Genomic DNA, 22400 nt, shown 5'->3' with positions numbered 1-22400 from the left:
GATTAGAACTATCATAAATTAGGTTGGAGGAGAAAAGTAGAGTCTATTCCCTCCCCTTTAATGTGTACTCTAACGAATGATTTCAAGCTCTTCTATTGGAATATCTAACTTTTCTAATTGAGGACGAAGCGAAGTCGCATCGCCAACAACGATTATTTGATAATCATTCGGGTCAAACCATTTCTTCGATAGCTCGTTTAAGGTCTCTTTTGAGACGGTTTCAACTATCTGATTACGTTGTTGTAGGTAATCTTCATCTAGGCTCAATGCGACAATATTACTCAACAAACCAGCCTTTTGACTTGGTGTTTCGTATTTAAGCGCATCTTGTTGACCGACGGCAAGGCGCATAAATTTCACCTCTTCGTCAGTTAATCCACTCTGACTAAATTCATTTAGCTCGGCGATAAACTCTTGAATCGATGGAACCGTCGCATTGGCTCTCACTTGAGCACTAAATACTACCGCACCAGTTTCACGCGTGCTGGCGAAGTAACCGCTCGCACCGTAAGTGTAGGCTTTATCTTCACGTAAATTCTGGTTGATACGGCTATTGAAGTTACCCGCTAAATTAAAGTTAGCCAACTGGCTCAAATACAACTCACCAGTCGCGTCGAAAGGTAAACCTTTACGCACTAAACGAACGATGCTCTGTGGTGCTCCTGGCTTATCCACTAGGTACAAACGTTGCCCTGAAAGCTCTTTGATGATCTGCGGACGCGTTAGTGGTGCCGCATCGCCTTGCCATTGTTCGAAGAATTGAAGCTGCTTGCTGACCTCTTTCTTCGAGATGTCGCCTACAATAACAATATTAGCCCCCTCAGGAGTATAGTGCTGACTGTAAAACAGTTTTACATCGTCTAAGGTTAACGATTCTAAAGAGGCCTTAGTACCATCACTCGCTCGACCAAAGATGCTGTTGCCAAACAAAACTTCACGTGTGGCTTGAGAAGCCATCCAGCTTGGTTGTTGATGCTGATAAACAACACCTTCAAGCATCTGCTTCTTCACGCGTTCGAAGTCTTGCTCATCAAACTTAGGCTCAAACAAAACCTCTTGTACGATCGCTAAGGTTTGAGGCAGGTTTTTCTCTAGCGTTGAAACCGAGATATCCGTGGTATAACTACCTGCGCCAATGCTAACGCTACTGCCAAGCTTATCTAAGGTCGCCTGTAGTTCTTCAACCGTTCGTTTAGTCGACCCCTCTTCCATCATCGAAGCCGTTAGGTTCGCTAAGCCTTCTTGCCCTTTACGAACATAGCGTTCGCCTGCAGGCAGTTGAATTTGTAGCTGTACTGTCGGCGTTTCACTGGTCACGGTACCAATCAAGTCAGTACCGTTCGTAAAGTGCATGCGATACAACTCAGGCATGGTCGCTTCAACACCAAAGTTCACTTCTGGCATCACGCTGCGATCAAATGTGTTTGGCGCCTTTCTGAAATCCAGTTGGTCTTCCGTCACCTTGCTGTATTCAGGAAGGGTACGTACAGGTGTGGTAAAGGTGGCCTCACGAACCGCTAAATCGAGTTTTTTCTTAGGAACCACACTCAAGGTAACCTTGTGCTTGCCTTCGATGAAATCTTGGTATGCCTTGCTTACGCTTTCTGGAGTAACCGCTCGAATTTGATCGAGTTGTGACTCAATGCGATCCGGCTGACCATAGAAGGTTTGGTTAGACGCGAGCTGCGAAACCTTGCCTTTAACACTTTGTAGTGCAAAAACTGCATCCGCTTCTGCCATACCAGTGATCTGGTCTAAACGCGCTTGTTCAACGCCCTCTTTCGAGAATTGATCTAAGGTATCCATCAGCTCTTTGTTTAGAACCGTCAAATCACCTTTTTCACCTGAATTACCCATCGCATACACATACATGGTACATGCAAGCTCAGCACAATCATGGAAAGATCCTGCGCTCACCGCTTTTTGCGTTTTTACGAGGTTTTGATACAGGTAACTGTTGGTGCCAGAACCTAACACGTTGGACAGTGCATTCAATGAAACCTGCGTCTCTTCACCACGATACGTTGTTGGCCATCCAACTAGCACCATCGGCTGACGAATATTATCTTTTAAGGTGATGTACTTGTCTTCAGTCAGCACTGCAGGTTGCTTCTCTGCCGCCTTAACTTCAGGTCCTTGAGGGATAGGGCCAAAGTACTTGTTAACCCACTCTAGCGTGTCATCAACGTCGATATCACCACCGATCGTTAACACGGCATTGTTTGGACCATACCAACGTAAGAAAAATGCCTTAAGATCATTCACATCAACACGGTCTAAGTCTTCCACATAACCAATTGGTTGCCACGAGTACGGGTGACCTTCAGGGTAAAGCGCTTCACCCATGCGTTCCCACATTAAGCCATAAGGACGATTTTCGTAGCTTTGCGCTCGCTCGTTCTTAACCGTACCTCTTTGCACTTCAAATTTCTTCTGAGAAACCGCATCTAACAAGAAACCCATTCTGTCCGATTCTAACCACAACATTTTTTCGAGTTGGTTAGAAGGAACGGTTTCAAAGTAATTAGTTCGGTCACGGTTGGTGGTGCCATTTAACGAACCACCCGCTTCGGTAATAATCTTGAAGTGCTGTTGATCACCGACGTTCTCTGAGCCTTGGAACATCATGTGTTCAAAGAAGTGAGCAAAGCCTGATTTGCCAATCTGTTCACGAGCAGAACCCACATGATAGGTCACATCAACATGAACAAGTGGATCAGAATCATCAGGAGAAAGAATAACGGTCAAGCCGTTTTCAAGCTGATACTTCGCATAAGGAATCACGACTTTATCTTTAGAAGGCTTAACCTCTTCTAACAGAGTGACGCCTTCCGGTAACGAGGAAAAGAAGGGTGTTGAGCTAGGTACATTGTAAGAACAGCCAGCGATGGCGATAAGAGAAAATGTACCAAGTAAAACCTTTTTCATAGGTTCTCCTTAGAAAAAACCGAAGTAGATAGCAGCAAGTAAGCTGTAGCGAGCGGCTTTGCCAATCGCTATCAAAATAACGCTAGGGATAAATTTCATTCTCAGCCAACCCGCAGCCAGACATAAAGGATCACCAATGATCGGTAACCAACTGAATAACAATGTCCAGTAACCATAACGGCTCAGCCAAGCCATAGCCTTATGACCATGCTTTTCAGATTGAGTTCGATTAGGCAACCACAAACCAATCCAATAGTTGGTCAGGCCACCTAAGGTATTACCAAGTGTCGCCAGCAAAATGATCGATGATGTTGAGAACTGATCTAAGCTCAATGCAGCAACCAGACTTGCTTCTGAACCGCCGGGCAGCAACGTGGCACTCAAGAAGCCACTAATAAAGAGTACCCACAGCGCCGAGTCAGAGAACCACAGCGCTATGTTTTCAAACAGAGAATTAAAAAACTCTAGCACTGCATATCAACCTTCTTGCATTTTAAGTAGTACCTTGCCTCTGGTATGTCCGGTTTCAACCTGTAAATGAGCTGACTGCGCTTCGTCTAACTGGTAGATACCTTGAATTTCTGTTTTGAGCAATCCGACACTGACCATGTACAACATAGTGTCCATTTGCTCTGGGTTTGGTTCAACCAGCATGCCTGATGCAGTAAAGCCTAATAATGTTGCTTTTTCGCAGATCAATTCAGCAGATAAAGTTGGGACTGTCACCACTCTTGCGCCATCTTTTAGGCACTTCAACGCATCGAGAGCGGTATCGCCACCAACCAAATCAATCAGCACATCGACATCAGAGACTCTTTCCGATGCTGGCGCAAATTTATAGTTAATCGCATGAGCGCCTAACGTTGCTAAGTAATCAAGATTCGCTTCACTACAAGTTGTGTAAACCTCGGCTTTCGCTGCCACGGCGATTTGAACCGCTAGATGACCAACGCCGCCTGCGCCCGCCAAGATAAGTACGCGATCGCCCTCTTTCACTTCAGCTTTGTTGAGCGCTTGGGCTGCTGTTTGACTGGCTAATGGTAATGCCGCAGCCGCTTCTAGAGTCACCGAATCAGGAACCATGCTTAATGCCGCTTCTGGGACACACACATATTGGCTGTAACCGCCACCTTGCAGTGGGAAACCAATAAAGCCGGCAACGTTATCACCAACAGTAAAACGCTCTGCCTGTTCGCCTAGGGTGACAATTTGCCCTGAAATGTCATAACCTGGAACCCAAGGCAGGTTATCTTTATTCTGGGCTGCAGCCCAACCTAGACCTGCACGGGTTTTAACATCAATCGGATTAATGCCCGAAAAGGAAACTTTAACCACCACTTCTCCAGCCTTAGGCTCAGGAATAGCACGGGTTTGAATACTGAGGTTTTCGACACCGCCGAATTGAGTAATCGCTATCTGTTTATTTTCCATTTCCACATTTCCTTGATTGATAAAAGCCCTAATGAGCAAGCACCCTAATTGATAAAAAGAAAGGGATGCGAAAGCATCCCTTTGACTATAAACCATTTAATAAGGCTAAGTTAACCGCTCATTCGTAAATTGACGACCAATTAACGTAACGATACGTGACCTACTAACCCACTAGAGCTAATAGAATACCCGCCGCAACCGCACTACCAAGTACACCTGCCACGTTCGGGCCCATCGCATGCATCAACAAGAAGTTTTGAGGGTTTGCCTCAAGACCAACCTTGTTTACAACACGAGCCGCCATCGGAACCGCTGATACACCGGCCGCGCCAATCAATGGGTTGATGTCTTCTTTAGAGAAGCGATTAAGCAACTTCGCCATTAACACGCCACCCGCCGTACCAATACTGAACGCCACCGCACCTAAACCTAAAATACCCAGCGTCTCTAAGTTCAAGAACGTGTCCGCTTGAAGCTTAGAACCAACACCTAGGCCTAGGAAAATAGTTACGACGTTAATCAATTCGTTTTGAGCTGTTTTTGAAAGGCGATCAACCACACCCGCTTCACGCATTAAGTTACCCAAGCAGAACATACCTACTAGAGGTGTTGCTGAAGGTAGGAACAGAATCGTCATCAGTAGTACAGCAAGCGGGAAAAGGATCTTCTCGGCTTTACCAACGTGACGTAACTGCGCCATCTTAATCTTGCGTTCTTCCGGCGTCGTTAGTGCTTTCATGATAGGTGGCTGAATAATAGGAACTAAAGCCATGTAGCTGTAAGCCGCAACTGCAATGGCACCTAGTAGGTCAGGAGATAACTTACTCGCCAAGAAGATCGCGGTTGGGCCATCGGCACCACCAATGATCGCAATTGACGAAGCATCTGCCATTGAGAATTCCATTCCTGGAACATAGTTCAGCAAGATCGCACCAAATAGCGTTGCGAAGATACCAAACTGAGCCGCAGCCCCTAGCCATAACGTTTTAGGGTTAGCAATCAACGCACCGAAGTCCGTCATTGCACCAACACCCATAAAGATCAGCAGTGGGAAAATACCCGTTTCAATACCAATGTAGTAAACGTAGTAAAGCAAACCACCGGGATCAGTAAACCCAGCATTTGGAATATTTGCTAATACAGCACCAAAACCAATCGGTAATAAAAGTAACGGTTCAAACCCTTTACGAATTGCCAAAAACAACAATAAGCAACCGACCAGCATCATACAAATCTGGCCGAACTCAAAGTTAGCAATCCCTGTTTCAGACCATAAGGTCATCAATCCTTCCATGGTACTCCCTTACGCTAAGCTTAGTAGTGGAGCGCCTACAGTAACTGCATCGCCTTCTTTAACATTCAATTCCTGAACGATACCACCACGAGCAGCACGAACTTCCGTTTCCATCTTCATCGCTTCCAAGATCAGTAGCACATCGCCTTCAGCCACTTCAACACCTGGCTGAACGATAACTTTAAAGATGTTGCCTGCTAATGGAGCTGGAACTGCTTCTGCATCAGAAGCCGCTGCAGGTGCAGCTTGAGCCCCTTGTGCTGGCTTAGCTGATGGAGATACTGATGTGAGTTCGCCTTGTGGCCCGACTTCAACATCATAAACTTGACCATCAACCTTCACGCTGTAGCTTTCAATGCTGCCTGCAACAGGCTGTGGTGCCGCAACAGGAGCTGCCGTTTCTGCAGTTGGTGCAGGTTCAAATGCTTCAGGGTTACGACGGTTCTTAAGGAACTTAAGGCCGACTTGTGGGAAAAGTGCGTATGTCAGTACATCATCAACGGTATCTTCAGCGAGTGAAATGCCATCTGATTTCGCTTTTTCTAAAAGGTCTGTCGTTAACGTATCCATTTCAGACTTAAGTAAATCAGCAGGACGACACGTGATTGGCTCTGCACCATCTAACACTTTCGCTTGCAGTTCAGCATCAACCTCAGCAGGCGCTTGACCATATTCACCTTTCAGTAGACCAGCAGTCTCTTTAGTGATGCTCTTGTAGCGCTCACCCGTTAGAACGTTGATAACCGCTTGAGTACCAACAATCTGAGAAGTAGGTGTTACCAAAGGAATGTAACCCAGCTCTTTGCGTACACGAGGGATCTCTTCGAGCACTTCGTCCATACGATCGGCTGCGCCTTGCTCTTTAAGCTGACCTTCCATGTTGGTTAACATGCCGCCAGGAACCTGAGCAATCAAGATACGTGAATCAACACCTTTTAGCTGACCTTCCCATTTCGCGTACTTTTTACGTACATCACGGAAGTAAGCCGCGATGGGTTCGATCTGATCAAGCTTAAGATTGGTATCACGCTCTGTACCTTCTAACATCGCAACAACCGTTTCGGTTGGCGTGTGACCGTAAGTACAGCTCATTGAAGAAATAGCGGTGTCTAGAATATCGATACCCGCTTCAACGGCTTTAACCGCTGTTGCTGTCGATAGACCGGTTGTCGCGTGGCTATGCAACGCTAGAGGAACGTCACACGATGCTTTGATACGTGTAATCAGCTCTTCCGCTTCATACGGCTTTAATAAACCTGACATATCTTTGATACATAGTGAGTGACAACCTAGATCCTCTAGGCGTTTAGCCAAATCAACCCAAGTATCTGAGTTGTGAACCGGACTGGTTGTGTAAGACAACGTACCTTGAGCGTGACCACCAACATCAATCGTTGCTTTCACTGCTGTTTCAAAGTTACGTACGTCATTCATCGCATCAAAAATACGGAATACGTCCATGCCGTTCTTATGGGCACGTTCAACAAATTTCTCTACTACATCATCCGCGTAGTGACGGTAACCCAATAAATTTTGACCACGCAGTAGCATCTGCATTGGTGTGTTTGGCATCGCTTTTTTCAGCTCACGCAAACGCTCCCACGGATCTTCTCCTAGAAAACGAATACACGAATCAAACGTTGCGCCGCCCCAAGTCTCTAAAGACCAGTAACCGACTTTATCCAGTTCTGCCGCAATTGGCAGCATATCTTCGATACGCATACGAGTAGCAAATAGTGACTGGTGCGCGTCACGAAGTACCACATCTGTGATAGCTAGTGGTTTAGACATGCTCATAAACTCCTTTTTAATCCTTTAAATGCTACTTAGCAGTAGACGCACGGTATTGATGAACCGCGGCCGAAATTGCTGCCACTACCTGTGGACTAACAGCTGAAGGGTTTGATTGTGATTTTTTAATTTTTTTAGGTGCTGCGATCGGCTCTGGTACTTCTTCTGGTACCAGTTTTGACATCAACCGAACGAGGTAAACTAGAATAGTTAGGAAAATAAAGACAACGGACATCCCCGTTATCATTAGAGTCGCCGCATCTCCTAGCAGGCTTCCAATATTAGTCATGTTGCTTCCTTTCTTCGTCATCCTGACATACGTGCAGGATTTCAGCGAATAGTGATCCCGACCCATGGATTATCTCGATTGGTAAAAGTTTGTCAATTTTGTTTAAGGTTCTGTTACGGATAACGCACACATAAGGTTAATTATTCGCCTATCAGATCACATAAATCTGTCAAATACGTCATTTATAGATATTTAAACTGTGACTTAAACGGGGCTTTTCTTAGAAATGATATGAGAAAGGTGGAATAACAAAGAAGCAATCAAGAATTACTTTAAATACAACAAGTTAAATAACGACAAAATTTAACATTATCGCAACAAATTTACAGCAGACATAAAAAAAGCCTCGTATAAACGAGGCTTTCTTTAATAAGGTGGTGCGCCCTGGAGGATTCGAACCTCCGACCGCCTGGTTCGTAGCCAGGTACTCTATCCAGCTGAGCTAAGGGCGCAACGGTTTCGATATTAAATTGTTAGTTAAGGCAATAAAGCAGTTAAGACTATAAAGCAAAACTAAACATTCAACATCAGGATTAGTGAAAACCCTAAATAGTGGTGCGCCCTGGAGGATTCGAACCTCCGACCGCCTGGTTCGTAGCCAGGTACTCTATCCAGCTGAGCTAAGGGCGCAACGGTTTCGATATTAAGCTTTTAGCTAAGGCAATAAAGCAAAACTAAACGTTCAACATCAGGGTTAATAAAAACCCTAAATAGTGGTGCGCCCTGGAGGATTCGAACCTCCGACCGCCTGGTTCGTAGCCAGGTACTCTATCCAGCTGAGCTAAGGGCGCAACGATTTCGATATTAAGCTGTTAGTTAAAGCAATTAAGGCAATAAAGCAAAACTAAACGTTCAACATCAGGATTAGTGAAAACCCTAAAAGTGGTGCGCCCTGGAGGATTCGAACCTCCGACCGCCTGGTTCGTAGCCAGGTACTCTATCCAGCTGAGCTAAGGGCGCAACGGTTTCGATATTAAGCTGTTAGTTAAAGCAATAAAGCAGTTAAGGCAATAAAGCAAAACTAAACGTTCAACATCAGGATTAATGAAAACCCTAAATAGTGGTGCGCCCTGGAGGATTCGAACCTCCGACCGCCTGGTTCGTAGCCAGGTACTCTATCCAGCTGAGCTAAGGGCGCACGGTATCTTCAAGTGAAGAAGTTGTGAAATATATCACATTCTTGTTTCTACGAAACAAAAAAAAGGCCATAGGCCTGTAATGAATGGCGGTGAGGGAGGGATTCGAACCCTCGATGCGGCTACAAACCACATACTCCCTTAGCAGGGGAGCGCCTTCGGCCACTCGGCCACCTCACCAAATTCATTATTCTTATCCATTACTTATTAACAAAGTAATCTAAAGAATGGTGCGCCCTGGAGGATTCGAACCTCCGACCGCCTGGTTCGTAGCCAGGTACTCTATCCAGCTGAGCTAAGGGCGCACATTGTTACTTCTGTGTTTGCTTGCAAATTCAAACGTGCAAGAAATGGCGGTGAGGGAGGGATTCGAACCCTCGATGCGGCTATAAACCACATACTCCCTTAGCAGGGGAGCGCCTTCGGCCTCTCGGCCACCTCACCGTCTTGCGGAGGCACATATTACGTTTTACCGAAAATATGTCAAACACTTTATTGAAAAAAACCGGACAAAAACATTCAACCGTTTGCAATTTAATCAAAGCGCTTGCAAATTGAACTTATAACATCCAATTAGCGCTTTTTCCCTTAAAAATTAAGGTGAAAGATTGGCAATAATTAACAGCGGAAAACAATTATCTAATTTATCTCGCAGTAAGTGTCACTGCTGATTGCACCATACTACGGGATGCTCGATTTCGCCATAGGGTAAGTCAGTAAAACTTGAACTATGGCAAACAAATATCACGGTGCTTCAATAAGAGTTAACTCTGGTGGCGTGGCTTTTCTATATCAAGCACTCCATCCAGCATCTATAACTAAGCCCGCTAGTGAATCAACCTATTGCTAAGTTGTGATTATGTGCACCCCAAGATCAAAAAAGGCTAGCAACAATGCTAGCCCCTCTTCTACGCAAAAGTATTAGTAGTTGCCAGATGCAACGTTACCATTACCTTTTTCAGCTTGAATGCGCATGTAGATCTCTTCACGGTGAACAGATACTTCTTTAGGTGCGTTAACACCAATACGTACTTGGTTACCTTTAACGCCTAGTACAGTAACTGTTACTTCATCACCAATCATCAGTGTTTCGCCAACACGGCGAGTCAAAATTAGCATTCTTTGCTCCTTGAGTAATCTCTAAATTTATCTAGCTACGAGAGCATTATCCAACAAAAGTTATATTTTCGTAAACTATCGATTGAGTTTATTTAACCAAAATGCACTTCTTTTTTAAGATAACCCTGTGTTTCACGCGCTACGATGTATGCATTGTGTAATATGTTAGCAGCTATATCGACTTGCGTTGGTGATATCACCAAAGTTAAAGACTGCTGCTGCAATAAGTGATGTTGTACATCAATTTCGCCTTCAGACAACAATCCATGTGAACTGACCACAATTTCTTGCGTTCGGCTTCCTACCACAGTTAACAAACTAACATATTCACTATTACGGATTTTTTCAGCAAAAACTAGTTTTAATTTAGCACTTATGTCCGGTTTGATAATGAGCGCTGCCCGTTCTGTTTCCTCGATCACACTACAGACTTCGATCCCTAACAACTGGCAATGCGACATGAGAGACGGTAAATCTTGATTCAAACATTCGATGCGAACCATATCTCTTTGAATGGCTATTCCAGCAATATCATTCAAACAATCATTACCCGCGATGAGAGTGCCCTCGCCTTCTTCAAAACTCGAAAGTACTCTCAGTGGTACATTGTGTCGCCACGCATGCTGAACACATGGCAGGTGCAAAACCTTCGCGCCTCTGCGAGCCATTTCTTCCATAGAGGGAAAGTCTAAGGTATCTAATTTTTTAGATTGCTTAACCACTCTAGGGTCGCAGGAATATACGCCATCAACGTCGGTATAGATCTGACACTCTTTAGCTTGAAGCGCGCCCGCTAATGCAACGGCCGTAGTATCTGAACCACCTCGCCCTAAGGTTGTGATGTCACCTTTCGCATTAACGCCTTGAAAACCTGCAACAATGACAATCTTGTCATCATCTAACAGCGCTCTAATAGGTGCGGTATCAATACGCTCAATCGTCGCATTATTATGATTAGAATCGGTGTGTATCTTGGCTTGATAGCCGGTCATCGATGTCGCTTCATAACCCAACTTGTGCAACGTCATCGCCAACAAAGCCATGGAAACTTGTTCTCCAGCAGTTAACAACACATCCAACTCTCTAGCATTTGGGACACTATCAACTTGCGTGGCTAAGTTAACTAACCGATTTGTTTCACCTGACATAGCAGAAACGACAACCAAGATCTGGTTCCCTTCATTTTTCGCTTCAATGATTTTTTCTGCTACATGATGGATCCGCTCTATTGAACCCACCGACGTTCCACCAAATTTCTGCACGATAAGAGGCATTTTCACCCGTCCTCACCTTCCCAAGACCAATGTCTATATATGACAAAAAAACACATACTCCGCGTCAGAGCGAAGCAATAAAAAATTAACCAAGGAGTCTAACGTTTCCATTGGACTTCTTGGTTAATCTCAATCAAACCTTGTTTAATCACGCTTCCAATAGGCAAAATAAAAGATGCCCAATCAACTGATTGGGCATCTTTGTATCAATTACTTAAGCTTAAAGACGCTCTTCTAGCCAAGTACGCACAGATTTAAGCGCTTCAGGCAGCGCTTCAACGTCTGTACCACCCGCTTGAGCCATATCTGGACGACCGCCGCCTTTACCGCCAACTTGCTCAGCAACCATCTTAACGAGGTCACCCGCTTTTACTTTGCCGATAAGGTCTTTGGTTACGCCAGCAATCAAGCCAACTTTACCGTCTGCGATATTCGCAATCAGGATGATGCCGCTACCTACTTGGTTTTTAGCGTTATCAACCATAGTACGTAGGTTCTTGTTGTCTGCGCCTTCAATTGCAGCAACCAAAACTTTAGTACCAGAGATGTCTTCTACTTTACCCATGATATTTGCGCTTTCTGCAGCAGCCATCTTTTCTTTAAGCAGTTGGATTTCTTTCTCTAGCGATTTCGCTTTCTTAGCTGATTCAGCCAATTTCTCTTCGTAAGCGTTAGCCTGAGCTTCTACTGCATCTAGAGCAGCTTCACCCGTTACCGCTTCGATACGACGAATACCTGCAGCGATACCACCTTCAGATGTGATCTTGAATAGGCCGATATCACCCGTATTGCTTGCGTGGATACCACCACAAAGCTCAGTAGAGAAATCGCCCATCGACAGAACGCGAACTTCATCATCGTACTTCTCGCCAAACAGTGCCATTGCACCTTTTTCTTTCGCTGACTCGATATCCATGATGTTGGTTTCAATCACGTGGTTCTTACGAACTTGTGCGTTAACCAAACGCTCTACTTCTTTAATCTGTGCCGGCGTTACCGCTTCAAGGTTAGAAAAGTCAAAACGTAGGTTGTCTGGCTTAACTAAAGAACCTTTTTGAGCAACGTGCTCACCTAGAACTTCGCGCAGTGCAGAGTGAAGTAAGTGAGTTGCAGAGTGGTTTAATGAGATAGCAGCACGACGCTCAGCGTCAACCGTTGCTTCTACTTTATCGCCTTGAGCAAATACACCTTCAACTAGCTCACCGTGGTGCGCAAATGCGTTACCTAGCTTCTGAGTGTCTTGTACTTTGAATAGACCAGATGCTGTTTTTAACGTACCAGCGTCACCACATTGACCGCCTGACTCAGCGTAGAATGGTGTCTCTTCAAGGATGATGATTGCTTTGTCGCCAGCCGATAGTGAAGATACTTCTTCGCCGTCAACAAATAGCGCAGAGATTTCACCAGCGCCTTCAGTCGCTGTGTAACCACAGAACTCAGTGTTCGTGTCTACTTTGATCGTCGCGTTGTAATCAGTACCGAATTGGCCTGCTTCACGTGCACGCTTACGCTGTGCTTCCATCGCCTTCTCAAAGCCTTCTTCATCGATAGTAAAGTCGCGTTCACGAGCTACATCGTTAGTAAGGTCAGCAGGGAAGCCGTATGTATCGTAAAGTTTGAATACTGTTTCACCGTCAAGCTCTTTGCCTTCAAGTGCGTCTAATGCGTCGTTTAGGATAACCATGCCGCGCTCTAGCGTGCGACCAAAGTTCTCTTCTTCGATGCGAAGTACTTTTTCAACAAGCTCTTGTTGTTTCTTAAGTTCTTCAGCTGCAGAGCCCATCACTTCAGCCAGTACACCCACAAGTTTGTGGAAGAACACGCCTTGTGCACCAATCTTGTTACCGTGACGAACTGCACGACGAATAATACGACGTAGAACGTAGCCACGACCTTCGTTTGAAGGCATTACGCCATCAGCGATTAGGAATGAACAAGAACGGATGTGGTCAGCAATAACGCGCAGCGATTGGTTAGATAGGTCGTCGTGACCAACCACTTCTGCTGTCGCTTTGATTAGCTTTTGGAATACATCAATTTCGTAGTTAGAGTGAACGCCCTGCATGATTGCAGAGATACGCTCAATACCCATACCAGTATCTACAGCTGGCTTAGGTAGCGGTTCCATAGTGCCGTCAGCGTGACGGTTGAACTGCATGAATACGTTGTTCCAAATCTCGATGAAACGGTCACCATCTTCTTCAGGTGTACCAGGACGACCGCCCCAGATGTGCTCACCGTGATCGTAGAAGATTTCAGTACATGGACCACAAGGACCTGTGTCACCCATTGTCCAGAAGTTATCAGACTCAAACTTCTTGCCGCCTTCTTTGTCGCCGATGCGAACAATCTTGTCAGCTGGGATGCCCACTTTCTTGTTCCAGATTTCGAATGCTTCGTCATCTGTCTCGTAAACCGTTACTAACAGGCGATCTTTTGGCAGACCTAGTGTTTCAGTCAGGAATTCCCAAGCAAATCCAATCGCTTCTTCTTTGAAGTAATCGCCAAAGCTGAAGTTACCTAGCATTTCGAAGAATGTGTGGTGACGAGCCGTGAAACCTACGTTTTCAAGGTCATTGTGTTTACCACCCGCACGTACACAACGCTGAGCCGTAGTTGCTCGAGTGTAGGCACGCTTTTCGGCGCCTAGGAAGCAATCTTTGAATTGGTTCATACCTGCGTTAGTGAACAGCAGGGTTGGATCGTTATGTGGAACTAACGATGAACTGTCTACGATTTGGTGTTCTTTGCTCTCAAAGAACTTAAGGAACGCGTTGCGAACCTCATCAGTGCTCATGTACATGCAGCTCTTCCTGAAAATAGTCGAGTTAGAATTTTGCCGTATTGTAGATCATGGTTAAGGCTTCGACTAGTTTTCTTGTAGAAAAGACACCCTTGGGCAGGATTTTAGTTGGAAATCGATAAAATGAAGAATATTCCACTAGCTCAGATAGGGAACAAACAAAAAATTGGCAAGCTACCTCAAACAACCAAATAGATCTAGCAAGGCGCAGCAAGGATGGGGACAGATACTTTGTCTCGTCCTAAAATACGTTGACAAAAAAAGCCCCGCATAAAATATGCGAGGCTTCCTATTCTTTCAAAGCGGATGTTCCTTTCAAACACCCGCTCTATAAACCGTTAGCTTATAGCTCTTCGTTTTCTTCTTCTTTCTCTGCGCCTTTCTCTTCAAGAACAGCAGGAGTCAGTAGCAATTCACGAAGCTTAGTGTCAAGTTCCAGAGCGATCTCTGGGTTTTCACGTAGGTGCTTACAAGAGTTCGATTTACCTTGGCCGATCTTGTCGCCTTTGTAGCTGTACCAAGCGCCCGCTTTCTCTACTAGCTTATTCTTAACACCTAAATCGATAAGCTCACCTTCGCGGTTGAAGCCTTTGCCGTAAAGGATTTGAGTTTCAGCTTGTTTGAATGGTGCAGCAATCTTGTTCTTAACAACCTTGATACGAGTCTCGTTACCAACAACTTCATCACCATCTTTGATTGCACCAGTACGGCGAATATCAAGACGAACAGATGCGTAGAACTTAAGTGCATTACCACCTGTTGTTGTTTCTGGGTTACCGAACATTACACCAATTTTCATACGAATTTGGTTAATGAAGATAGCCATACAGTTAGACTGTTTAAGGTTACCTGTCAGCTTACGCATTGCTTGAGAAAGCATACGCGCTTGAAGACCCATGTGGCTATCGCCCATTTCGCCTTCGATCTCTGCTTTAGGTGTTAGTGCAGCAACCGAGTCAATAACAAGAACATCGATAGCACCTGAACGAGCCAGTGCATCACAGATTTCTAGAGCTTGTTCACCGGTATCTGGTTGAGATACAAGCAAAGCATCGATATCAACACCCAACTTTTGAGCGTAGATAGGGTCAAGTGCGTGTTCCGCATCCACGAATGCACATGTTTTACCCACTCTCTGCGCTGCTGCAATAAGCTCAAGCGTTAGCGTTGTTTTACCTGATGATTCTGGACCGTAAACTTCAACGATACGTCCCATCGGTAAGCCACCAGCACCTAGTGCGATATCTAGAGATAGAGAACCTGTAGAAATAGTTTCTACGTCCATTGTGCGGTTATCACCAAGACGCATGATAGAACCTTTACCAAATTGCTTTTCAATCTGACCAAGGGCTGCAGCTAACGCTTTTTGTTTATTCTCGTCCATTTCTATCTCCACATAATCGGTTGTCTCAACAAGCGACTTAGAATCTATTTCTAACCCACAAAGGGGTGACTAATTGGCTTTTATTATACTGTTGATTCATACAGTGTCCATACCTGTATGAAAATAATTTGTACAAATGTTACTTGTCTTCCATTGATAGGTAATCATAAATAACTTGTAAGGCATGGTGCGTAGCTTGTTGGCGTACTTGTGATCTATCGCCTGTAAATACATGCGTTCCTACTTTGTTCCACCCATTTACTGCTTTCCAAGCAAAACACACAGTCCCTACCGGTTTCTCTTCCGTGCCGCCGCCCGGGCCAGCAATACCGCTGATAGACACAGAAATAGTGCCGTTTGAATGTTGTAGTGCCCCGTGAGCCATTTCTATAACCACCGGCTCACTTACGGCGCCAAATTCAACTAAGGTTTCAAGCTGAACACCGATCATCTCTTGTTTTGCTTCATTACTGTAGGTCACGAAAGCACGGTCAAACCAAGCCGAGCTGCCAGCAATATCGGTTACCGCGCTAGCAACGCCACCGCCAGTGCAAGATTCAGCCGTCACTAATACATGTTTATGCTTCGCAAGTAAGTGTCCGAGTTTTTCACTAAGAGCTTGAGTCGTCTGCATCTTTGGCTTCCCTTATCTAGATGTATATCATTTGGATTTGCATCTTTTCGCATGTGTCGCTTTTCGCACGAAACGCTTTCACGTATCCTAAGCCGCAATAGAAATAAACGAAAGAAGTTAACTGTGAAAGCCGATCAAAAACATACTCCTATGATGCAGCAGTACCTAAAACTAAAAGCAGAAAATCCAGAAATTTTGCTGTTCTACCGCATGGGAGATTTCTACGAGCTTTTCTACGATGACGCTAAGAAAGCCTCTCAACTCCTCGATATTTCACTAACTAAGCGTGGCTCCTCAAACGGTGAGCCTATCCCTATGGCGGGCGTTCCATACCATGCCGTGGAAGGTTACCTTGCGAAGTTAGTGCAGTTGGGCGAGTCCGTAGCGATTTGTGAGCAGATTGGTAATCCAGCAACTTCAAAGGGCCCGGTTGATCGCGCTGTCGTAAGAATTGTGACTCCGGGAACCGTAACCGACGAAGCATTGCTTTCTGAGCGTGTTGATAACCTGATTGCATCCATTTACCACCACAATGGTAAATTCGGCTACGCGACGCTTGATATTACTTCTGGCCGATTCCAGCTATGTGAGCCGGAAACCGAAGAAGCAATGGCGGCAGAGCTACAAAGAACGTCACCACGTGAACTGCTATTCCCTGAAGATTTCGAACCTGTAAATTTGATGGCAAGTCGTAATGGCAATCGCCGTCGCCCTGTATGGGAATTTGAATTAGATACAGCGAAGCAGCAACTGAATCAACAATTTGGTACTCGTGACTTAGTTGGCTTTGGTGTTGAAAGCGCAAAACTAGGTTTATGCGCTGCGGGTTGTCTGATCCAATACGTTAAAGATACGCAACGTACTGCCCTTCCGCATATCCGTTCACTCACAATGGATAAGCAAGATCATTCCGTGATCCTTGATACGGCTACTCGCCGTAATTTAGAAATCACCCAAAATCTTAGTGGCGGCACTGATAACACCCTATCTGAAGTGCTTGACCACACCGCGACGGCTATGGGTAGTCGTATGCTTAAGCGTTGGTTACATCAACCCATGCGTAATATTTCAGCTCTTGATCAACGCCTAGATGCGATTGGTGAGATGAAAGATCTGGCTCTGTTTACTGAGTTACAACCAACGCTGAAACAGATCGGTGATATCGAGCGTATTCTTGCGCGTCTTGCACTTCGTTCTGCTCGTCCACGTGATATGGTACGACTCCGCCAAGCAATGGAATACTTACCAGAGCTTGCAGAAACGCTGACGCAACTTAAGCACCCATACCTGACTCAGCTTGCTCAGTATGCATCCCCTGTCGATGAAGTGTCAGAGCTGCTTGAGCGTGCGATAAAAGAGAACCCACCGGTGGTGATCCGCGATGGTGGCGTGATAGCTGAAGGCTACAACGCAGAACTTGATGAATGGCGCGACCTTGCGGCGGGTGCAACCGAGTTTCTGGATAAGCTTGAACAAGAAGAACGTGAACGTCACGGTATCGACACGCTTAAAGTTGGCTACAACAACGTCCACGGTTTCTTCATTCAGGTAAGCCGCGGACAAAGCCACCTTGTGCCACCACACTATGTTCGCCGCCAAACGCTTAAAAATGCAGAACGTTACATTATTCCTGAGCTGAAAGAGCACGAAGACAAAGTTCTCAGCTCTAAATCGAAAGCCCTAGCTATCGAGAAGCAGTTGTGGGAAGAGTTGTTTGATTTGTTACTGCCTTATCTAGAGCGACTACAAAACATTGCATCTTCAGTGTCTCAGCTTGATGTTCTACAAAACTTAGCTGAACGTGCAGACACCCTTGATTACTGTCGTCCAACAATGACAGAGTCTGCTGGTGTACAAATTCAGGCTGGTCGTCACCCCGTAGTTGAACAAGTGATGGACGAACCCTTTATTGCTAACCCTATCGACCTCAACGATCAACGTAAGATGCTAATCATTACAGGTCCAAACATGGGTGGTAAGTCGACCTACATGCGTCAGACCGCACTCATTGCGCTGATGGCTCATATCGGTTGTTATGTTCCAGCAGAAAGCGCGACGATTGGTTCTATCGACCGTATCTTTACGCGTATTGGCGCATCCGATGACTTAGCTTCGGGTCGTTCAACCTTCATGGTTGAGATGACAGAGACCGCGAATATTCTGCACAACGCGACACCAAATAGCCTTGTGTTAATGGATGAAATCGGTCGTGGTACCAGTACTTACGATGGTCTGTCTCTGGCTTGGGCAAGTGCTGAATGGCTAGCTAATCAAATCAATGCGATGACACTATTTGCAACGCACTACTTTGAGCTAACTGAACTACCAAACCAAATACCAACCTTAGCGAACGTACACTTAGATGCGGTTGAACACGGTGACAGCATTGCCTTTATGCACGCAGTTCAAGAAGGTGCAGCAAGTAAATCTTACGGCCTCGCGGTAGCTGGATTGGCTGGTGTACCTAAAGCGGTAATCAAAAATGCACGCGCGAAGCTGACTCAGTTAGAGGCATTGAGTATCGACTCTCCAACATCAAAGCCAAGCGGCGTTGATATCGCTAACCAACTGAGCCTGATACCTGAACCGAGTGAAGTAGAACAAGCACTAGCGAATGTTGACCCTGATGATTTAACTCCTCGCCAAGCGTTAGAAGAACTCTATCGTTTGAAGAAGTTGCTTTAGTCTCTTTCCAAGTAGCTTGTTATTGTCGCTTGCTATTGTCGTTTTGTACTGTCACTTAAATAGGCAGCATCAGATAAAAAAGCCACAAACAAAAAAACGCTGACTTAGAGTCAGCGTTTTTATTTGTCTTCTATTCAAAGAAACATCATCAGTTCATTTAGTCATTTTCTACATTGAACAGATTTTCCATATTCAGACCTTGCTTGATAAGAATCTCACGTAGACGGCGAAGACCTTCAACTTGGATTTGACGAACACGTTCACGAGTCAGGCTAATTTCACGGCCTACTTCTTCTAGTGTTGACGGTTCGTAACCAAGTAGTCCAAAGCGACGTGCAAGCACCTCTTTCTGCTTAGGATTCAGTTCATCAAGCCAGAAAATCAATGAGTTCTTGATATCGCTATCTTGAGTTGAAACCTCAGGATCTGAATTGTTGATGTCTGGAATAATATCCAACAGTGCTTTCTCACCGTCACCACCAATTGGCGTATCAACAGAGCTCACTCTTTCGTTTAGACGAAGCATCTTACTCACATCACCAACAGGCTTATCTAGCTTAGAAGCAATTTCTTCTGCCGTTGGTTCATGATCAAGTTTTTGTGATAGCTCTCTTGCGGTACGCAGGTAGATGTTCAGCTCTTTCACAACATGGATTGGCAAACGGATAGTGCGAGTCTGATTCATTAGCGCACGTTCAATGGTTTGACGAATCCACCATGTCGCGTAAGTTGAGAAGCGGAAACCACGTTCTGGGTCAAATTTCTCTACGGCGCGAATCAAACCTAGGTTGCCTTCTTCAATAAGATCAAGAAGTGCAAGACCACGGTTACTATAACGACGTGAAATTTTTACCACTAAACGCAGGTTACTTTCGATCATGCGTTTACGTGCTGCTTCATCACCGCGCAGAGCTCGTCGTGCATAAAGCACTTCTTCTTCAGCGGTTAGTAGTGGTGAGAAACCGATTTCGCCTAGATAAAGCTGAGTAGCATCTAAACTTTTAGACGTAACTTCAACTTCTTCTTTCGCTTCGGTTTTCTTTTTGACTGTTCGTTTTGCTTTTCCAAGAGCTTCCGGTTCCGTGGTTGCTTGGTTAAGATCGAACTCTTCTTTGGTTACTGCATTGCTTATACTCATAACGCCTCCCCCTGGCGAAATTAGCATGACATCACAACTTGATATGTCGCTAAATGACTATGTCACTCCATACAATACGTAATTTTTGCATATTGTATTTAAGGTAAATATCGTTTTGGATTAACCGATTTACCTTGGTAACGAATCTCAAAGTGCAGCCTAACACTGCTGGCTCCAGAGCTTCCCATAGTTGCAATCTTCTGCCCTGGTTTCACACTTTGCCCTTCAGATACTAATAGTCGGTCGTTATGCGCGTATGCACTTAAGTAATTATCATTGTGCTTCACAATCACTAGATTGCCGTAGCCTCGTAGTGCATTACCCGAATAAACAACCGTTCCCCCTGCAGTAGATACTATTGGCTGACCTCGCTGTCCTGCTATGTCGATGCCTTTATTTCCTTGTTCGCCTACAGAGAAATTCTTGATTACTCTCCCTTTAGTTGGCCATAACCATTTGGATACTTTATCACTTGTTGGTTTGGTGGACGGTGTAACATTCTGTTTACCTTTAGAACCAACATACTCCTTTGATTTGGATTGTTCAACCTTCTTTGGTGGATCTTTTTTCACCACTTTGGTGGTAGTTTGAGCTGGAGCAGGTTTAGAGTTTTTACTCTTCTGTGGCGTAGTTTTCGGTTTACTTGCCGCAGATGAAGTTGTGGATGCCGCGACAGGCGCAGCAACGGCTGCAACCGCTACTGTTGATTTACCATACGCTGGCGCATTGTAACTCGGGCGCCACAACTTAAGCTTCTGCCCCGGGTGGATAGTGTAAGGAGCAGCGAGTTTGTTATAACCGATGAGGTCTTTAACGTCTTTATTGGTGACATAAGCAATGAAGTAAAGGGTGTCGCCTTTTTTTACTTCATAGTAACTGCCGCGATAACTACCACGATCAATCGATGAGTAATTCTTGTTTAGGCTTGAAACGGGCGCAGGTGAATTCGCCGCACACCCAACAAGTGCACAACTAAGCAATAAAGTACTTCCTTTTAACAACTTCGAACGCATCGACTCTCTATCCACCTACACCATTAGTCTTTTATTAAGCTAGCTCACCAGGGACGAGAGGTACAAATCTCACCATCTCGATAACACTCGATAAAAACTCGTCACCATGGCGAACAATCTTCAACAATTGCTGTTCGTCATCACCAACAGGAATCAATAAGCGACCACCATCTTTCAGCTGTTGCAAAAGCGCTTGAGGAATCGACTCTGCGGCAGCAGTTACGATAATCGCATCAAAAGGGGCTTTCGAAGACCATCCTTGCCAGCCATCACCGTGCTTGGTTGAAATATTGTAGAAATCGAGCTGTTTAAGACGACGCTTGGCATCCCATTGCAATGATTTAATTCTTTCAACCGAATACACATGATCAACCAGTTGAGCCAAGACCGCCGTTTGATAACCTGAGCCAGTTCCGATTTCTAAAACACGGCTATCTTGCTGTAATTCTAGCAACTCTGTCATCTTAGCAACAATGTACGGCTGAGAAATCGTCTGGCCCTGTCCGATAGGAAGCGCATTATTATCATAAGCTTGATGATACATCGCCTGTGATAAAAAGCTCTCTCTCGGCAGTTGATAAATAGCATCAAGAACCTTTTGATCCTGAATACCATTTTCAATCAGAAAAGTAATTAAGCGCTCTGCATGCGGATTACTCACTTACTTCTCCTCTAACCAAGTTGTCATCGCACCCAACGACTCGTGCGCAGTCAGGTCAACTTGTAATGGTGTTACCGATACAAAGCCATGCTCGATAGCGTAAAAATCCGTGCCTTCACCGGCATCTTGCTCTTTTCCCGGAGGACCAAGCCAGTAGATATCATGACCTCGTGGGTCTTTTTGCTTAATCATATCTTCAGCATGATGACGAGCACCTAAGCGTGTCACCTGAGTACCAGACAACTGCTCTAACGCTAAATCAGGGATATTGACGTTTAACAGGCGATTGGTTGGGATTGGGTTTGCTAAATGTTGTTCGACGATACGACGAGCAATGGCCGCCGCTGTCTTAAAATGTTTTTTACCCACCAGAGAAAACGCCACCGATTGAACGCCTAAAAAGTGCCCTTCCATTGCGGCTGCCACTGTACCTGAATAAAGCACATCGTCACCCAAGTTAGCACCATGATTAATACCCGTTAATACCAGATCAGGCATATCATTCTTTAGCAGTTCATTTAACGCAAAATGTACACAGTCGGTCGGTGTCCCTTGTACCGAATATGTATTTTCGGTAATTTCTTGAACACGTAGAGGCTGTTCTAAAGTTAATGAATTTGAAGCACCCGAGCGATTACGGTCAGGTGCCACAATGATAATTTCAGCAAGATCACGTAATTCATTGGCCAGCTCATGAATACCTTGAGCGTGCACACCATCATCGTTGCTGAGTAAAATCTTCATCTTGTATCCTTTCTTTTGTTCCAATGCCAAGTCACTTAATTTCCGATATCAAGTGACTTCGCTCCAAGCAGAATCG

16 protein-coding genes and 8 tRNA genes are annotated in these 22400 nt (G+C 45.1%); 1 reads left to right on the top strand and 23 read right to left on the bottom strand.

The genetic code is table 11. The annotated features are described in order from the left end of the window. Nucleotides 1-69: 69 nt before the first annotated feature. The 19 genes from L3V35_RS16695 to pncC all read right to left on the bottom strand — a co-directional run bounded on the left by L3V35_RS16695 (nt 70) and on the right by pncC (nt 16083). Nucleotides 70-2928, bottom strand: a complete 2859-nt coding sequence (locus L3V35_RS16695; RefSeq protein ID WP_237300305.1) for a pitrilysin family protein — start codon at nt 2926-2928, stop codon at nt 70-72. Between the two features lie 9 nt (nt 2929-2937). Then, nucleotides 2938-3399 carry a YqaA family protein gene (locus L3V35_RS16690; RefSeq protein WP_004735497.1) on the bottom strand — a complete coding sequence of 154 codons (462 nt, stop codon included), beginning with the start codon at nt 3397-3399 and terminating at the stop codon, nt 2938-2940. 6 nt (nt 3400-3405) lie between these two features. Next, nucleotides 3406-4359 (bottom strand): NADP-dependent oxidoreductase, encoded by a 954-nt coding sequence (locus L3V35_RS16685; protein ID WP_004735496.1) that lies wholly within the window; start codon nt 4357-4359, stop codon nt 3406-3408. A gap of 163 nt (nt 4360-4522) precedes the next feature. Beyond that, the gene (locus L3V35_RS16680; RefSeq protein WP_004735495.1) at nt 4523-5653 is read right to left on the bottom strand and encodes a sodium ion-translocating decarboxylase subunit beta; all 1131 of its coding nucleotides are present in this window, start codon (nt 5651-5653) and stop codon (nt 4523-4525) included. 9 nt (nt 5654-5662) lie between these two features. Further along, a complete protein-coding gene (gene oadA, locus L3V35_RS16675; protein WP_237300304.1) occupies nt 5663-7444 on the bottom strand; it encodes a sodium-extruding oxaloacetate decarboxylase subunit alpha in 1782 nt (593 codons plus the stop codon). Between the two features lie 31 nt (nt 7445-7475). Further along, entirely contained in the window at nt 7476-7733 is a 258-nt protein-coding gene (locus L3V35_RS16670; RefSeq protein WP_010435831.1) for an oxaloacetate decarboxylase subunit gamma, read from the bottom strand. A gap of 375 nt (nt 7734-8108) precedes the next feature. Then, a tRNA-Arg gene (locus tag L3V35_RS16665) sits at nt 8109-8185 on the bottom strand. Between the two features lie 101 nt (nt 8186-8286). After that, nucleotides 8287-8363 (bottom strand) — tRNA-Arg (locus tag L3V35_RS16660). Between the two features lie 84 nt (nt 8364-8447). Then, nucleotides 8448-8524: transfer RNA gene (locus L3V35_RS16655), tRNA-Arg, on the bottom strand. Between the two features lie 92 nt (nt 8525-8616). Further along, nucleotides 8617-8693, bottom strand: a tRNA-Arg gene (locus tag L3V35_RS16650). Nucleotides 8694-8794: 101 nt separating this feature from the next. Continuing rightward, nucleotides 8795-8871: transfer RNA gene (locus L3V35_RS16645), tRNA-Arg, on the bottom strand. 85 nt (nt 8872-8956) lie between these two features. Next, nucleotides 8957-9049 (bottom strand) — tRNA-Ser (locus L3V35_RS16640). Nucleotides 9050-9097: 48 nt separating this feature from the next. After that, nucleotides 9098-9174: transfer RNA gene (locus L3V35_RS16635), tRNA-Arg, on the bottom strand. A 46-nt stretch (nt 9175-9220) separates the two neighbouring features. Next, a tRNA-Ser gene (locus L3V35_RS16630) sits at nt 9221-9313 on the bottom strand. Nucleotides 9314-9790: 477 nt separating this feature from the next. After that, complete coding sequence (gene csrA, locus L3V35_RS16625; protein WP_004415691.1) at nt 9791-9988, bottom strand: carbon storage regulator CsrA; 198 nt, start codon at nt 9986-9988, stop codon at nt 9791-9793. A 92-nt stretch (nt 9989-10080) separates the two neighbouring features. After that, a complete protein-coding gene (locus tag L3V35_RS16620; protein WP_237300356.1) occupies nt 10081-11262 on the bottom strand; it encodes an aspartate kinase in 1182 nt (393 codons plus the stop codon). 220 nt (nt 11263-11482) lie between these two features. Continuing rightward, on the bottom strand, nt 11483-14065 hold the full coding sequence (alaS, locus tag L3V35_RS16615; RefSeq protein ID WP_102504443.1) for an alanine--tRNA ligase: 2583 nt from the start codon (nt 14063-14065) through the stop codon (nt 11483-11485). Between the two features lie 343 nt (nt 14066-14408). After that, nucleotides 14409-15449, bottom strand: a complete 1041-nt coding sequence (gene recA, locus L3V35_RS16610; protein ID WP_004735435.1) for a recombinase RecA — start codon at nt 15447-15449, stop codon at nt 14409-14411. A gap of 139 nt (nt 15450-15588) precedes the next feature. Then, complete coding sequence (gene pncC / locus L3V35_RS16605; protein ID WP_029222254.1) at nt 15589-16083, bottom strand: nicotinamide-nucleotide amidase; 495 nt, start codon at nt 16081-16083, stop codon at nt 15589-15591. 123 nt (nt 16084-16206) lie between these two features. Between pncC and mutS the strand changes: the two genes are divergently transcribed. Next, nucleotides 16207-18768, top strand: a complete 2562-nt coding sequence (gene mutS / locus L3V35_RS16600) for a DNA mismatch repair protein MutS (protein ID WP_237300303.1) — start codon at nt 16207-16209, stop codon at nt 18766-18768. A 157-nt stretch (nt 18769-18925) separates the two neighbouring features. Here mutS and rpoS read toward each other — a convergent pair whose 3' ends face one another. From rpoS to surE, 4 genes are all read right to left on the bottom strand, one after another. Next, nucleotides 18926-19906 (bottom strand): RNA polymerase sigma factor RpoS, encoded by a 981-nt coding sequence (gene rpoS / locus L3V35_RS16595; protein ID WP_004735404.1) that lies wholly within the window; start codon nt 19904-19906, stop codon nt 18926-18928. 98 nt (nt 19907-20004) lie between these two features. Further along, a complete protein-coding gene (gene nlpD, locus L3V35_RS16590; RefSeq protein WP_029222472.1) occupies nt 20005-20919 on the bottom strand; it encodes a murein hydrolase activator NlpD in 915 nt (304 codons plus the stop codon). Between the two features lie 34 nt (nt 20920-20953). Beyond that, entirely contained in the window at nt 20954-21580 is a 627-nt protein-coding gene (locus tag L3V35_RS16585) for a protein-L-isoaspartate(D-aspartate) O-methyltransferase (RefSeq protein WP_004735402.1), read from the bottom strand. Further along, nucleotides 21581-22324: a 5'/3'-nucleotidase SurE gene (surE, locus tag L3V35_RS16580; protein WP_004735400.1), complete on the bottom strand. Its 744-nt coding sequence runs from the start codon at nt 22322-22324 to the stop codon at nt 21581-21583. Between the last annotated feature and the right edge of the window lie 76 nt (nt 22325-22400).

Origin of the sequence: Vibrio sp. L5-1 (assembly GCF_021728315.1) — a bacterium.
GTDB lineage: Bacteria > Pseudomonadota > Gammaproteobacteria > Enterobacterales > Vibrionaceae > Vibrio > Vibrio splendidus_K.
Note: the sequence above shows the minus strand (reverse complement) of the source record. Positions and strands in the feature narration are given on the sequence as shown.